Below are 12,882 nucleotides of genomic sequence, written 5' to 3' on the forward strand. Positions count from 1 at the left end.
CAATGCTGATTCCCCGCAAGGTCAAGCACCGCAAGCAACATCACCCGAGGCAGCGCGGCATCGCCAGCGGTGGCACCACGGTGAGCTTCGGTGACTACGGCATCCAGGCACTGGAGCACGCGTACATCACCAACCGGCAGATCGAATCCGCGCGTATCGCGATCAACCGGCACATCAAGCGTGGCGGCAAGGTGTGGATCAACATCTTCCCGGACCGCCCGCTGACCAAGAAGCCGGCCGAAACCCGCATGGGTTCCGGTAAGGGTTCGCCGGAGTGGTGGGTGGCCAACGTCAAGCCGGGTCGCGTGCTGTTCGAGCTGAGCTACCCCGATGAGGCGACCGCCCGGGCCGCACTGACCCGCGCGATCCACAAGCTGCCGATCAAGGCACGCATCGTTACCCGAGAGGAGCACTTCTGATGGCAGTGGGAGTGACGCCGGGCGAACTGCGCGAGCTGACCGACGACGAGTTGAAGGATCGGCTGCGCGAGTCCAAGGAAGAGTTGTTCAACCTGCGCTTCCAGATGGCGACCGGCCAGTTGTCCAACAACCGCCGGCTTCGCACGGTGCGTCAGGAGATTGCGCGCGTGTACACCGTGCTGCGTGAACGTGAGTTGGGTCTGGCCTCCGGACCCGTTGGTGAGGATTCGTAATGGCGCAAAAGGAAAAGAACGACAAAGGCACTCAGGCTGGTCCGCGGCGCACCCCGCGCAAGGAAGAGCAGCGGGGCCGCCGCAAGACGGCCATCGGGTACGTGGTGTCGGACAAGATGCAGAAGACCATCGTGGTCGAGCTGGAAGATCGTAAAAGCCATCCGCTGTACGGCAAGATCATCCGCACCACCAAGAAGGTCAAGGCGCACGACGAGAACGACGTCGCGGGCATCGGCGACCGCGTGTCACTGATGGAGACCCGCCCGTTGTCGGCGACCAAGCGCTGGCGGCTCGTGGAGATCCTCGAAAAGGCCAAGTAGCCCTATCCAGCCGAAAGCCCCCGTGACGCGGGGGCTTTCGCGTCCTGCCGACTCCGGTTATCGCGGGTGATCGCTATGAAGACGACTTCAATCTTCTACGGGGCGCAGCACCGCCAGTAGGGTCAGCACCAGGATCTTGAAGTCCAGGTGTAGCGACCAGTTGTCGATGTAATAGTTGTCCCATTCGGCCCGGTCAGCAATCGAGGTCCGTCCCCGAAGGCCGTGCACTTGCGCCCAGCCCGTGACGCCTGCCTTCACCCTGTGCCGCTCGCCGTAGCGCCGCACATGCATCTCGAACAATTCGACGAACTCGGGGCGTTCGGGACGCGGGCCGACCAGACTCATTTCCCCGCGCAGCACATTGAAGAGTTGAGGCAGCTCATCCAGCGACGCCTTGCGCATGATCTTGCCTATCCGAGTGCGCCGATCGTCGCCCTCCACTCCGCCAGGTGCCGCACCTGCCTCCAAGTCAAAACCCGCCTCGGCCGGATCCTGGAGGCGCATAGTACGAAACTTCAGGCAGCGGAAGACTTTTCCGTCGCGTCCGATCCGCTCCTGACCGAAGAAGATCGGCCCGGGCGAACTGAGTCTGACCGCGAGCATCAGCACGATCAACAGAGGAGAGACGAGCACCAGGCCCACCAGGGCAGCCGCCCGGTCGAGGACGTGCTTGACGGCGAACTGCCAGCCTTTTGGATCCACGCGGGCCAGCACCATCAGAGGTATGCCGCCCAGGTGCTCGATCCTGGTGCCGCTGCCGACGGCGTCCATCAACCGGGGCACCACATGAACCCGCATTCCGAGCTGCTGGCCCTGATGGGCGGTCCGCGCCAATTGTTCGTCAGACAACGTCGACGGCGCGATGAGGAGCTCCTCAGCGCGGCAGTAGCGCGCGGCGCTCTCGAGATTGCCCGTGGTGCCCAGGTACGGCACCCCGGATTCCTCTGCGTCAGTTGGCCGTATGTCGTCCAGCATGCCTGCGGGCCACAGGCCATAGTCAGGCACCTGGCGCATCCGGCAGATGAGCTGATGGGCGATCGGTCCGGAGCCGACGATGAGCGCCGGTACACCAACATGGAACTTGCGTCGTAGCCAGCGGTTGATCAACGACCTGAGCAGGCGGACCGCCGGGATGAGAATGGCCGCGCATACCCAGATCCGCAAGACAACCTCGCTGGGACGGACGTAGGGGACGACAACGTCGCCGGCCTCGAAGCGAGGCACAAGCAGCAGCATGATCGTCAACGTCGCCAGAGCGGCCACCGCGATTGACGTCTCCACCGGTTCGAAGTCGTCGAGAAATCCGTGGTTGAGCTTTTGTCGGTACAGCGACCGGGTGGCCAATACGAGAACCACTACCGGCACGAAGATCCACGAATACAGGGCGATGTTGCGCTCTTGCTCCAGCTCGCCCGGGATCCACCAATGGGCCAGGAGTACGGCGATGGCGGCGTACAGGGCATCGACCGCCACGGTGATCACCGAATACCAGGGGTCGGTGCGAATGCGTTCGAGCCAGCGCGGCAGCGTCGGGACGCCGATTTGGACCGGTTCCGGCGTGGCCTTCAGTCGCGGGATCGTGGGTCGGCTAATTGACGGGTCCGACGTCGAACGCGCATCTAGCTGCATTTACAAACCTCCGAACGGAAGATGGCAACCGATCCTAAATGCGCCGTGCCGAGCCACACAGCCAAATGAGCGGCTCGGTCGCGTCTTTGCCGTCGCAGGGACGGTTACCCCACCCGCGGAGAAACGGGAGACGTCTTACTGGCTCGGAGCAGGCAGTGGACCGAAAATTCGCTCGGCGGCGAGTTGCGCCAGATCACTCAAGACCTGGACGTGGCCGGTGCCCCACAGTCGCGGCTTGCTGTCGAATACGCAAAGCGTGCCGATGGCGTTTCCGTCGTGATCGTTCAGGGGTATGCCGAGATAGGCGATGACTGCGCCGCTGCGCACCACCGGATGATTCCTGAAAACCGGGTCGCTTCTTGCATCTTCGAGAACCAAAGGCGTGCCGGCTGCGACTGCGAACTGACAGATCGATTGGTCGAGCGGCGTCTGACTTTCCTGGACTGACATATCGCCTAGTCCCGCAGTGCTCTTGAAGAATTGCCGGTCGACATCTACCAGCGACAAAGCCGCGAACGGGACGTCCAGCGCGTCGGCGGCTGCGCGGGTGATCCGGTCGTAGACCTCTTCCGGCGGCGTATCGAGCAGCCCGGTGGCACGAACAGAGCGCAGCCGATCGGGGTCGGCTATCACAGCCGATACGTCCGGCATCAAGTCGGTCTCGAGCACCCCGCATTCGGAGAGGTGGTCGAGAAGTTCCCTGGTCGATATCTTGTCGGTTCGCACCTTGTCGGCCATCATTTGTCGGGCCACGGCACGCGCGACATAGGTATCGAGGTCTTCGCCTGCGTTGCGTGCACATTCTTCGAGCGAGCGGTTCAGCCAGTCATCGAATCCCGGCAACGACGTAGACACGTAAGGAACGGTATCCGAACTGCGCTGCTGACTTCACATATTGACGGGCGCGTTTGAGAGGATACGGCTCGCCCGACAGCGGGCAGTCGCACTCGATCGTTCCGCTAGCCGATCCGGGCGGCGATACCGTCGAGCAATTGGTTCAAACCCGAACGGAAATGGGCAAGGGGATCGTCATCCGTGCGGTCGAACACACCATCGTGCAACGCCGCCGCAAGCGCGGGGAACTGCTTCGGCGCGATCAGCTTGCGCAGCAAGGCCGGATAGTCGGGCCAGTCCACGCTGCCGGCCTCGATGTCCAATGCCGCCGCACCGCGGACGAAGTGCAGGATCGCCATCACGGCGGTGAGCTTGTCGCGTTCGGCGAGCCCGGTGTCGCCCAGCGCGGCGAGTCCGGCGTCCAGCCATGCCAGCTGGCCGGGGTCCACCGGTGCGCCCGCCGCCGCTGCCTGCAGGATCCACGGGTGGCGGTGATACACCTCCCACAGTCCGGTCGCCCAGTTCGTCAGTGCGGCAGCCCAATTCGTCGTACCCATCGACGGTGGCGGGCCAGGTGCAGCGGAAAGCATGAACATCACCAGTTCGTCCTTGTTCGCGACGTGCCGGTACAGCGACATCGTGCCGCAGCCGAGGCGCTCGGCCAGCCGCGCCATCGACAAGGCCGCCAGCCCGTCGGCATCGGCCAGCTCGACGGCCGCGCGCACGATCCGTTCCCGGGTCAACCCCTTGGACCGCCCAGGAGCGCTCGGCTCGCGCCAGAGAATCTCCAGCGCGCGGGGGAGTGGCTCGCTCATCGATCGCCAGCCTAAACGACTGGACAACGCAAGCGTATGCCGTACGCTTTGTGCGTATGGCATACGCATCAAGCGCCCGTCCGCGCTGGCTCGCGCCCGGGCTCGCGGTCGTCGTCGCGGGCTTCCTCGCGTTCTCTGTTCCGCCTTACTTCGCCGGCGGCACGCGCGTGCCCGCCACCTTCCCGCTGCACTATCCGCTGTTGGTGATCCACGTGATGCTCGCCAGCGTTGCGATGGTCGCCGCCGTTGTACAGATCTGGCCGCGCCTGCGGGCCCGTCGTCCGGCGCTGCACCGGCGGTGCGGCCGCATCTACGTCGCCACCGCGATCCCGGCCGCCGCGTCCGCGTTGGTGATCGGGGCGGCCAGCCCGTTCGGGCCGTTGCTCGCGGTGAGCAACGTGGTGCTCGCGGCCCTGTGGCTGTGGTTCACGGTGAACGGCTTCCTGGCCGCACGGCAACGACGCCTGTCGGAGCACCGCCGCCACATGGTGCGCAGCACGACGCTGGCGCTGTCGGTCATCACCAACCGGATCTGGACGCCGATCATCTTCATAACGTGTCAGCCGTTGCAGGACAGCGTTTTTGGTGGCAACCCGGAGCACTTCCTGTGGTTCGTCGCCGGCCTCGGGGGATGGCTGGGCTGGACCGTCCCGCTGGGAATCGTGCAGTGGTGGTTGATTCGGCGACCATTAATGGCGTCGTCGTCAATTCGTCGGCTGACCGAGACGCCGCGGGTGTAACCTCCGGGCCAACTGCGAGGCGACACGGGACGAGGCAAAGCATGGCTACCGAATTCAACGGCAGGATCGAACTCGATATCCGTGACTCCGAACCGGACTGGGGCCCGTACGCGGCACCGACGGCCCCGGAAGACGCACCCAATGTGCTCTACATCGTCTGGGACGACACCGGGATCGCCACCTGGGACTGCTTCGGTGGTCTGATCGAGATGCCGACGATGAGCCGCATCGCCGAACGCGGTGTCCGGCTGTCGCAGTTCCACACCACCGCGCTGTGCTCGCCGACCCGCGCGTCCCTGTTGACCGGTCGCAACCCGACGACGGTCGGCATGGCGACCATCGAGGAGTTCACCGACGGCTTCCCCGGTTGCAACGGGCGCATCCCTTTCGACACCGCGCTGCTGTCGGAGGTGCTCGCCGAACACGGATACAACACCTACTGTGTCGGAAAGTGGCACCTGACGCCGCTTGAAGAATCCAATCTGGCGTCGACCAAACGACATTGGCCGCTGGCGCGGGGCTTCGAGCGGTTCTACGGCTTCATGGGCGGCGAGACCGACCAGTGGTATCCGGACCTGGTCTACGACAACCATCCCGTGGCGCCGCCGGCGACTCCGGAGGACGGCTACCACCTGTCAAAGGACCTTGCGGACAGAACCATCGAATTCATCCGCGACGCGAAGGTCATCACGCCCGACAAGCCGTGGTTCTCCTACGTCTGTCCCGGAGCCGGGCACGCGCCGCACCACGTCTTCAAGGAGTGGGCCGACCGTTACGCCGGCACGTTCGACATGGGCTACGAGCGGTACCGCGAGATGGTGCTCGAGAAGCAGAAGGCGCTCGGCATCGTGCCTGCCGACACCGAACTCTCGCCGATCAATCCGTACCGAGAAGTCAAGGGCCCCAACGGCGAACCGTGGCCGACTCAAGACACAGTGCGGCCCTGGGACGAACTCGGTGACGACGAGAAGCGAGTCTTCGCCCGCATGGCCGAAGTGTTCGCCGGCTTCCTGACCTACACCGACGCCCAGATCGGGCGCATTCTCGACTATCTGGAGCAATCGGGTCAGCTCGACAACACGATCATCGTCGTCATCTCCGACAACGGCGCCAGTGGAGAGGGTGGCCCGAACGGCTCGGTCAACGAGGTCAAGTTCTTCAACGGATACATCGACACCGTCGAGGAGAGCCTGCGACTGCTCGACAACCTCGGCGGTCCCGAGACATACAACCACTATCCGACCGGCTGGGCGATGGCGTTCAACACGCCGTACAAACTGTTCAAGCGCTACGCATCGCACGAGGGCGGGATCGCCGACCCGGCGATCATCTCATGGCCCAAAGGCATTGCGGCACATGGTGAAGTACGCGACGACTACATCAACGTCTGCGACGTCACGCCGACGATCTACGAACTGCTCGGCATCACGCCGCCAGAAACGGTCAAGGGAGTAGCGCAGAAGCCGCTGGACGGTGTGAGTTTCAGGCAGGTACTGGATGATTCGATGGCATCGACCGACAAGCAGACGCAGTTCTACACGATGCTCGGCACCCGGGGCATCTGGCACGACGGCTGGTTCGCCAACACGGTGCACGCCGCATCCCCCGCCGGGTGGTCGCACTTCGACAGCGATCGCTGGGAACTGTTCCACATCGAAGCCGACCGCAGTCAGTGCCACGACCTGGCGGCCGAAAACCCGGACAAACTCGAGGAACTCAAGGCGCTATGGTTCGCCGAGGCCGACAAGTACAACGGGCTGCCGCTCGGCGACCTGAACATCTTCGACACGATCTCGCGATGGCGGCCGCACGTCGCAGGCCAGCGTGACTCGTACCTCTACTACCCGGGGACGGCCGACGTCGGCATGGGCGCGGCGGTCGAGATCCAGGGGCGGTCGTTCTCCGCGATGGCCGAGTTGACCGTCGACACCCCCGGCGTCGAAGGCGTGGTGTTCAAACACGGCGGCGCCCATGGCGGGCATGTGATGTTCGTACAGGACGGGCGACTGCACTACGTCTACAACTTCCTGGGCGAGGAAGAGCAGGAGTTGTCGTCACCGGGCGCGGTGCCGCTGGGGCGCCACACCCTCGGAGTCGCGTACGTGCGTACCGGAACGGTGGAGGGCAGTCACACCCCGATCGGGGATGCCGCGCTGTACATCGACAACGAACAGGTCGCCGCGCTGACCGGGATGCGGGTGCATCCTGGGACGTTCGGGCTCGCCGGTGCCAGCCTGAGCGTCGGCCGCAACACGGGCTCGCCGGTCTCGCGCTCGTACAAGGCACCTTTCGCGTTCACCGGGGGCACCATCGCCCAGGTGAACATCGACGTCTCGGGCAAGCCGTATGCGGATCTGGAAAAGGAGTTCGCGCGGGCTTTCGCGAAGGATTGAGTCTGGTCGTCATACCCTGGCGTCATGCTCACCGAGCTCGTCGAGCTGCCGGGGGGCTCTTTCCGGATGGGTTCGACGCAGTTCTATCCCGAAGAGGCGCCCGCGCACACCGTTCACGTGTCCGCGTTCGCCGTCGACCGCCATCCCGTCACCAACGCCCAGTACGCCGAGTTCGTCGCCGCGACCGGCTACCGAACCGTCGCCGAAGAAGCCCCGGACCCGCGGCTCTACCCCGGGGCCGCGCCGCAGGATCTGGTTGCGGGGGCACTGGTGTTCTGGCCGACGCCCGGGCCGGTGGACCTGCGCGACTGGCGGCAATGGTGGCACTGGACGCCCGGGGCCGACTGGCGGCACCCGTTCGGGCCCGACAGCGGCAACTGGACTTTCGCGGACCGGCCCGACCACCCCGTCGTGCAGATCGCCTATCCCGACGCAACGGCCTATGCCCGGTGGGCCGGGCGTCGGCTGCCCACCGAGGCGGAATGGGAGTACGCGGCGCGCGGCGGGGCCGCCACCACGTACCCGTGGGGCGAGGAGGCGGCTCCCGACGGTCGGCTGATGGCCAACACCTGGCAGGGCAGCTTCCCCTACCGCAACACCGGTGCTCGGGGCTGGGTAGGAACCTCGCCGGTCGGCTCCTTTCCGCCGAACGGGTTCGGGTTGGTCGACATGATCGGCAACGTCTGGGAGTGGACGACGACGCAGTTCACGGCCCACCACCGCCTCGATCAGCCGGTCAAGGCGTGTTGCGCGCCGAGCGGCCGCGCGGACCTGAACGTGAACCAAGCCCTCAAGGGCGGTTCGCATCTGTGCGCTCCCGAGTACTGCCTGCGCTACCGACCGGCCGCCCGGTCGCCGCAATCCCAGGACACCGCGACCAGCCACATCGGCTTCCGCTGCGTCGCCGACCTGTAGGGGTTTCTCGCCACGCGCGAGCGACCGCTCCCGTACATGGAGAAACGGCGTGTCGGCGTACAGACGCGGTCGCTCGCGCCAATGGGACGGATTTGGTTTCCCGCAGGTCGTCCCATAGAATCAGGCGGTTGCCTTGGGCAGACCTCGGCCAGCCTTCGTGGCAGGCCCCGCGTGCTCTTCGGTGACAGCAAGACCGCGCACGTCCAGGTCGGTATCTGGCGTGCAGACAAAAACCAGGTCGAGGAGATCGAGTGATTCAGCAGGAATCGCGGCTGAAGGTCGCCGACAACACGGGTGCCAGGGAGATCCTGTGCATCCGCGTGCTCGGTGGCTCGTCGCGGCGCTATGCCGGCATCGGCGATGTCATCGTGGCGACGGTCAAGGAAGCAATTCCTGGCGGCAACGTCAAGCGTGGCGAAATTGTGAAGGCCGTCGTCGTGCGCACCGTCAAGGAGCGCCGTCGCGCCGACGGCAGCTACATCAAGTTCGATGAGAACGCCGCCGTCATCATCAAGCCCGACAACGATCCGCGTGGTACGCGCATCTTCGGCCCGGTCGGCCGGGAACTGCGCGAGAAGCGCTTCATGAAGATCGTCTCGCTCGCTCCGGAGGTGTTGTAGATGAAGGTCCACAAGGGCGACACCGTCCTGGTCATCTCCGGCAAGGACAAGGGCGCCAAGGGCAAGGTCCTGGTCGCCTACCCGGCCCGCAACAAGGTGCTCGTCGAGGGCGTCAACCGGATCAAGAAGCACACCGCGGTGTCGAGCAACGAGCGCGGCGCGCAGTCCGGCGGCATCGTCACCCAGGAGGCGCCGATCGACGCCTCCAACGTGATGGTCGTGGACTCCGACGGCAAGCCCACCCGCGTCGGGTACCGGGTTGACGACGAGACCGGCAAGAAGGTCCGCATCGCCAAGACCAACGGCAAGGACATCTGATGACTACCACTGAAAGCTCGGTGAAGACCCTTCCTCGCCTCAAGCAGCGCTACCGCGAGGAAATCAGGGGCGCGCTGCAAGAAGAGTTCGGCTACGGCAACGTCATGCAGATCCCCGGCGTGGTCAAGGTCGTCGTCAACATGGGCGTCGGTGACGCCGCCCGCGACGCCAAGCTGATCAACGGTGCGGTCAATGACCTGGCACTGATCACCGGTCAGAAGCCGGAGATCCGCCGGGCACGCAAGTCGATCGCCCAGTTCAAACTGCGTGAGGGCATGCCGATCGGCGCGCGCGTCACGCTGCGGGGCGACCGCATGTGGGAGTTCCTCGACCGGCTGATCTCGATCGCACTGCCGCGTATCCGCGACTTCCGCGGCCTGTCGCCCAAGCAGTTCGACGGCACCGGGAACTACACCTTCGGCCTGACCGAGCAGTCGGTGTTCCACGAGATCGACGTGGATTCGATCGACCGGCCGCGTGGCATGGACATCACCGTCGTCACCTCGGCGACGACCGACGACGAAGGCCGAGCGCTGCTGCGGGCGCTGGGCTTTCCGTTCAAGGAGAACTGAGTAATGGCAAAGAAGGCACTGGTCAACAAGGCCAACAAGAAGCCGAAGTTCAAGGTGCGCGCCTACACTCGCTGCCAGCGCTGCGGCCGCCCCCACGCCGTCTTCCGCAAGTTCGGCCTGTGCCGGATCTGCCTGCGCGAGATGGCCCACGCCGGCGAACTGCCCGGTGTGCAGAAGAGCAGCTGGTAATCCAGCCAACCGACCAGACCAACCAAACAGGTTGCGGCAGGCCCGACTCCAGGCTTTGGAACCGGGAACCACCGCGAGAAAGGTGAACCCGCTGTCATGACCGCGATGACGACGATGCGGTGGGGGTACCCCCAGCCGCGCAGCTGCGAGGGGGACGCAGCGACGAAGAGGAGCAGCGCTCGATGACTATGACGGACCCGATCGCAGACTTCTTGACCCGTCTGCGCAACGCCAATTCGGCGTATCACGACGAGGTGACACTGCCTCACTCCAAGATCAAGGCCAACATCGCCGAGATCCTGAAGAAAGAGGGCTACATCGCCGACTACCACACCGAGGATGCGCGGGTGGGCAAGTCGCTTGTCGTGCAACTGAAGTACGGCCCCAGCCGGGAGCGAAGCATCGCCGGGCTGCGCCGGGTGTCCAAGCCCGGCCTGCGGGTGTACGCGAAATCCACCAATCTGCCGCGGGTCCTGGGCGGGCTCGGCGTGGCGATCATCTCCACGTCGTCGGGCCTTCGAACCGACCGCCAGGCAGCCCAAGAGGGCGTGGGCGGCGAAGTCCTCGCATACGTGTGGTAGGGGGGTAGAGCTCAAATGTCGCGTATTGGAAAGCAACCGGTCCCGGTTCCCGCCGGGGTCGACGTGTCGATCGACGGGCAGAACGTGTCGGTCAAGGGGCCCAAGGGCACCCTCGAACTGGCTGTCGCCGAGCCGATCAAGGTGGCGCGCGACGACGACGGCGCCATCCTGGTGACCCGTCCCGACGACGAGCGGCGCAGCCGCTCGCTGCACGGATTGTCACGCACGCTGGTGTCCAACCTGATCACCGGCGTCACCGAGGGTTACACCACCAAGATGGAGATCTTCGGCGTCGGCTACCGCGTGCAACTCAAGGGTTCCAACCTCGAGTTCGCGCTCGGCTACAGCCACCCCGTGACGATCAACGCCCCCGAGGGTGTGACGTTCGCGGTGGAGACGCCGACGAAGTTCTCGATCTCCGGCATCGACAAGCAGAAGGTCGGCCAGGTCGCGGCGAACATCCGCCGCCTGCGGAAGAGCGATCCCTACAAGGGCAAGGGCATCCGCTACGAGGGTGAGCAGATCCGCCGCAAGGTCGGAAAGACAGGTAAGTAACAAATGGCTGCTAAGACTGAGGCGCCGACGACGCGTAAGCCCGTGGGGCAGAACATCTCCGAGACCCGGCGGGTGGCGCGGTTGCGTCGGCACGCGCGGTTGCGCAAGAAGATTTCCGGTACGGCCGAAGTGCCGCGGTTGGTGGTCAACCGTTCGTCGCGGCACATCCACGTGCAGTTGGTGAACGACCTCAACGGCACCACGCTGGCCGCCGCTTCGTCGACCGAAGCCGATGTGCGGGCGGTCGACGGCGACAAGAAGGCCCACAGCGTGCGGGTCGGCCAGCTGATCGCCGAGCGCGCGAAAGCTGCGGGGATCGGGAAGGTCGTGTTCGACCGCGGTGGCTACACCTACGGCGGACGGATCGCAGCGCTGGCCGATGCGGCACGCGAAGGCGGGCTGGAATTCTGATGACTCACAACGGAAGGACTGCATGATGGCCGAACAGGCAACTGCCGGCGGCCCCCCCGAAGGTCGTGGCTCGCGAGGTGACCGCGACGGCCGTGGCCGCCGCGATGACCGTGGCGGTCGTGGCCGCGACGGCGGCGACAAGAGCAACTACCTCGAGCGCGTCGTTTCGATCAACCGCGTGTCCAAGGTGGTCAAGGGTGGCCGCCGGTTCAGCTTCACCGCGCTGGTGATCGTCGGCGACGGTAAAGGCATGGTCGGCGTCGGCTACGGCAAGGCCAAGGAAGTTCCGGCCGCCATCGCCAAGGGCGTCGAAGAGGCGCGCAAGAACTTCTTCCGGGTCCCGCTGATCGGCGGCACCATCACCCACCCGGTGCAGGGCGAAGCCGCCGCCGGCGTCGTGATGCTGCGTCCGGCCAGCCCCGGTACCGGTGTGATCGCCGGCGGCGCCGCCCGCGCGGTGCTGGAATGTGCTGGCGTGCACGACATCCTGGCCAAGTCTCTGGGCAGCGACAACGCGATCAACGTGGTGCATGCCACGGTCGCGGCGCTCAAGCTGCTGCAGCGTCCGGAAGAGGTCGCGGCCCGGCGCGGGCTGCCGATCGAGGACGTGGCGCCCGCCGGCATGCTTCGGGCGCGCCGGGAGGCCGAGGCGCTCGCCGCGTCGGCCGCGCGTGAAGGATCGGGGTAAACCATGGCTGAGCTCAAGATCACCCAGGTGCGCAGCACCATCGGTGCGCGCTGGAAGCAGCGGGAGAGCCTGCGGTCGTTGGGGCTGCGGAAGATCCGCCAGTCCGTCGTCCGTGAGGACAACGCGCAGACGCGCGGTCTGATCAAGACCGTGCACCACCTCGTAGAAGTAGAAGCAGTGGAGTCCTCATCATGACACTCATCAAACTGCATGACCTGAAGCCGGCACCGGGCTCGAAGACCGCCAAGACCCGCGTGGGTCGCGGCGAGGGCTCCAAGGGCAAGACCGCGGGCCGCGGCACCAAGGGCACGAAGGCCCGCAAGAACGTTCCGGCGACGTTCGAGGGCGGGCAGATGCCGATCCACATGCGGCTGCCCAAGCTGAAGGGCTTCCGCAACCGGTTCCGCACCGAGTACGAGGTCGTCAACGTCGGCGACATCAACAAGCTGTTCCCGAAGGGCGGCGACGTCGGGGTCGACGAGCTGGTGGCCGCGGGTGCGGTGCGCAAGAACACGTTGGTGAAGGTGCTGGGCGACGGCAAGCTCACCGTGAAGGTGAACGTCACCGCGCACAAGTTCAGCGGGAGCGCCCGGGAGAAGATCACATCCGCGGGCGGATCCGCGACCGAGCTCTGATCGCGCCGGTCGGTC

Annotated in this window: 19 protein-coding genes; 16 read left to right on the forward strand and 3 right to left on the reverse strand. The window is 65.4% G+C overall.

All coding sequences use genetic code 11. From position 1 onward, the window contains the following. Positions 1-2 precede the first annotated feature (2 nt). The 3 genes from rplP to rpsQ are packed head-to-tail and all read left to right on the forward strand — an operon-like array spanning position 3 to position 972. Positions 3-419 (forward strand): 50S ribosomal protein L16, encoded by a 417-nt coding sequence (rplP, locus tag AU187_RS17645; protein WP_059101353.1) that lies wholly within the window; start codon positions 3-5, stop codon positions 417-419. Further along, complete coding sequence (gene rpmC / locus AU187_RS17650) at positions 419-652, forward strand: 50S ribosomal protein L29 (protein WP_059101354.1); 234 nt, start codon at positions 419-421, stop codon at positions 650-652. Before rplP ends, rpmC begins: the two co-directional genes overlap by 1 nt. Beyond that, complete coding sequence (gene rpsQ / locus AU187_RS17655; protein WP_082683991.1) at positions 652-972, forward strand: 30S ribosomal protein S17; 321 nt, start codon at positions 652-654, stop codon at positions 970-972. The genes rpmC and rpsQ overlap by 1 nt, the downstream gene beginning before the upstream one ends. A gap of 87 nt (positions 973-1,059) precedes the next feature. On the opposite strand, the gene AU187_RS17660 is transcribed toward rpsQ, so the two are convergent. From AU187_RS17660 to AU187_RS17670, 3 genes are all read right to left on the reverse strand, one after another. Beyond that, the gene (locus AU187_RS17660; RefSeq protein ID WP_082683992.1) at positions 1,060-2,601 is read right to left on the reverse strand and encodes a sugar transferase; all 1,542 of its coding nucleotides are present in this window, start codon (positions 2,599-2,601) and stop codon (positions 1,060-1,062) included. A gap of 135 nt (positions 2,602-2,736) precedes the next feature. Further along, positions 2,737-3,456: a GAF domain-containing protein gene (locus tag AU187_RS17665; RefSeq protein ID WP_286132021.1), complete on the reverse strand. Its 720-nt coding sequence runs from the start codon at positions 3,454-3,456 to the stop codon at positions 2,737-2,739. A 104-nt stretch (positions 3,457-3,560) separates the two neighbouring features. Then, positions 3,561-4,250, reverse strand: a complete 690-nt coding sequence (locus AU187_RS17670; protein WP_059167029.1) for a TetR/AcrR family transcriptional regulator — start codon at positions 4,248-4,250, stop codon at positions 3,561-3,563. A gap of 56 nt (positions 4,251-4,306) precedes the next feature. Between AU187_RS17670 and AU187_RS17675 the strand changes: the two genes are divergently transcribed. The 13 genes from AU187_RS17675 (at position 4,307) to rplO (ending at position 12,867) form a co-directional block, all read left to right on the forward strand. Next, positions 4,307-4,990: a DUF2306 domain-containing protein gene (locus AU187_RS17675; protein ID WP_059167030.1), complete on the forward strand. Its 684-nt coding sequence runs from the start codon at positions 4,307-4,309 to the stop codon at positions 4,988-4,990. Positions 4,991-5,031: 41 nt separating this feature from the next. Then, positions 5,032-7,383, forward strand: a complete 2,352-nt coding sequence (locus AU187_RS17680) for an arylsulfatase (protein ID WP_059167031.1) — start codon at positions 5,032-5,034, stop codon at positions 7,381-7,383. Positions 7,384-7,407: 24 nt separating this feature from the next. Further along, entirely contained in the window at positions 7,408-8,298 is an 891-nt protein-coding gene (locus AU187_RS17685; protein ID WP_059167032.1) for a formylglycine-generating enzyme family protein, read from the forward strand. A gap of 251 nt (positions 8,299-8,549) precedes the next feature. Further along, the gene (gene rplN, locus AU187_RS17690) at positions 8,550-8,918 is read left to right on the forward strand and encodes a 50S ribosomal protein L14 (RefSeq protein ID WP_059101360.1); all 369 of its coding nucleotides are present in this window, start codon (positions 8,550-8,552) and stop codon (positions 8,916-8,918) included. Next, positions 8,919-9,236: a 50S ribosomal protein L24 gene (gene rplX / locus AU187_RS17695; RefSeq protein ID WP_059101361.1), complete on the forward strand. Its 318-nt coding sequence runs from the start codon at positions 8,919-8,921 to the stop codon at positions 9,234-9,236. Then, a complete protein-coding gene (gene rplE / locus AU187_RS17700; protein WP_059101362.1) occupies positions 9,236-9,808 on the forward strand; it encodes a 50S ribosomal protein L5 in 573 nt (190 codons plus the stop codon). Before rplX ends, rplE begins: the two co-directional genes overlap by 1 nt. Before the next feature lie 3 nt (positions 9,809-9,811). Then, on the forward strand, positions 9,812-9,997 hold the full coding sequence (locus tag AU187_RS17705; protein WP_059101363.1) for a type Z 30S ribosomal protein S14: 186 nt from the start codon (positions 9,812-9,814) through the stop codon (positions 9,995-9,997). 182 nt (positions 9,998-10,179) lie between these two features. After that, complete coding sequence (gene rpsH, locus AU187_RS17710) at positions 10,180-10,578, forward strand: 30S ribosomal protein S8 (protein WP_059101364.1); 399 nt, start codon at positions 10,180-10,182, stop codon at positions 10,576-10,578. A gap of 15 nt (positions 10,579-10,593) precedes the next feature. Then, entirely contained in the window at positions 10,594-11,133 is a 540-nt protein-coding gene (rplF, locus tag AU187_RS17715; protein WP_059101365.1) for a 50S ribosomal protein L6, read from the forward strand. Positions 11,134-11,136: 3 nt separating this feature from the next. Beyond that, on the forward strand, positions 11,137-11,544 hold the full coding sequence (gene rplR, locus AU187_RS17720; protein WP_059165152.1) for a 50S ribosomal protein L18: 408 nt from the start codon (positions 11,137-11,139) through the stop codon (positions 11,542-11,544). Positions 11,545-11,569: 25 nt separating this feature from the next. After that, complete coding sequence (gene rpsE, locus AU187_RS17725; protein WP_059101527.1) at positions 11,570-12,232, forward strand: 30S ribosomal protein S5; 663 nt, start codon at positions 11,570-11,572, stop codon at positions 12,230-12,232. Positions 12,233-12,235: 3 nt separating this feature from the next. Continuing rightward, the gene (rpmD, locus tag AU187_RS17730; RefSeq protein ID WP_059101367.1) at positions 12,236-12,427 is read left to right on the forward strand and encodes a 50S ribosomal protein L30; all 192 of its coding nucleotides are present in this window, start codon (positions 12,236-12,238) and stop codon (positions 12,425-12,427) included. Then, positions 12,424-12,867, forward strand: coding sequence for a 50S ribosomal protein L15 (gene rplO, locus AU187_RS17735; protein ID WP_059167033.1), 444 nt, complete (start codon positions 12,424-12,426; stop codon positions 12,865-12,867). The genes rpmD and rplO overlap by 4 nt, the downstream gene beginning before the upstream one ends. Positions 12,868-12,882 lie beyond the last annotated feature (15 nt).

This window comes from Mycobacterium sp. IS-1556, from assembly GCF_001499985.1.
Taxonomy (GTDB): Bacteria; Actinomycetota; Actinomycetes; order Mycobacteriales; family Mycobacteriaceae; genus Mycobacterium.

Coding starts and splice junctions, on each gene's coding strand:
- AU187_RS17680 (WP_059167031.1), top strand. CDS start 5,032: ATGGCTACCGAATTCAACGGCAGGATCGAACTCGATATCCGTGACTCC.
- rplO (WP_059167033.1), top strand. CDS start 12,424: ATGACACTCATCAAACTGCATGACCTGAAGCCGGCACCGGGCTCGAAG.
- AU187_RS17660 (WP_082683992.1), bottom strand. CDS start 2,601: ATGCAGCTAGATGCGCGTTCGACGTCGGACCCGTCAATTAGCCGACCC.
- rpsE (WP_059101527.1), top strand. CDS start 11,570: ATGGCCGAACAGGCAACTGCCGGCGGCCCCCCCGAAGGTCGTGGCTCG.
- rplE (WP_059101362.1), top strand. CDS start 9,236: ATGACTACCACTGAAAGCTCGGTGAAGACCCTTCCTCGCCTCAAGCAG.
- rplR (WP_059165152.1), top strand. CDS start 11,137: ATGGCTGCTAAGACTGAGGCGCCGACGACGCGTAAGCCCGTGGGGCAG.
- AU187_RS17670 (WP_059167029.1), bottom strand. CDS start 4,250: ATGAGCGAGCCACTCCCCCGCGCGCTGGAGATTCTCTGGCGCGAGCCG.
- AU187_RS17675 (WP_059167030.1), top strand. CDS start 4,307: ATGGCATACGCATCAAGCGCCCGTCCGCGCTGGCTCGCGCCCGGGCTC.
- AU187_RS17685 (WP_059167032.1), top strand. CDS start 7,408: ATGCTCACCGAGCTCGTCGAGCTGCCGGGGGGCTCTTTCCGGATGGGT.
- rpmD (WP_059101367.1), top strand. CDS start 12,236: ATGGCTGAGCTCAAGATCACCCAGGTGCGCAGCACCATCGGTGCGCGC.
- rplX (WP_059101361.1), top strand. CDS start 8,919: ATGAAGGTCCACAAGGGCGACACCGTCCTGGTCATCTCCGGCAAGGAC.
- rplP (WP_059101353.1), top strand. CDS start 3: ATGCTGATTCCCCGCAAGGTCAAGCACCGCAAGCAACATCACCCGAGG.
- rpmC (WP_059101354.1), top strand. CDS start 419: ATGGCAGTGGGAGTGACGCCGGGCGAACTGCGCGAGCTGACCGACGAC.
- rpsH (WP_059101364.1), top strand. CDS start 10,180: ATGACTATGACGGACCCGATCGCAGACTTCTTGACCCGTCTGCGCAAC.
- rplF (WP_059101365.1), top strand. CDS start 10,594: ATGTCGCGTATTGGAAAGCAACCGGTCCCGGTTCCCGCCGGGGTCGAC.
- rpsQ (WP_082683991.1), top strand. CDS start 652: ATGGCGCAAAAGGAAAAGAACGACAAAGGCACTCAGGCTGGTCCGCGG.
- AU187_RS17705 (WP_059101363.1), top strand. CDS start 9,812: ATGGCAAAGAAGGCACTGGTCAACAAGGCCAACAAGAAGCCGAAGTTC.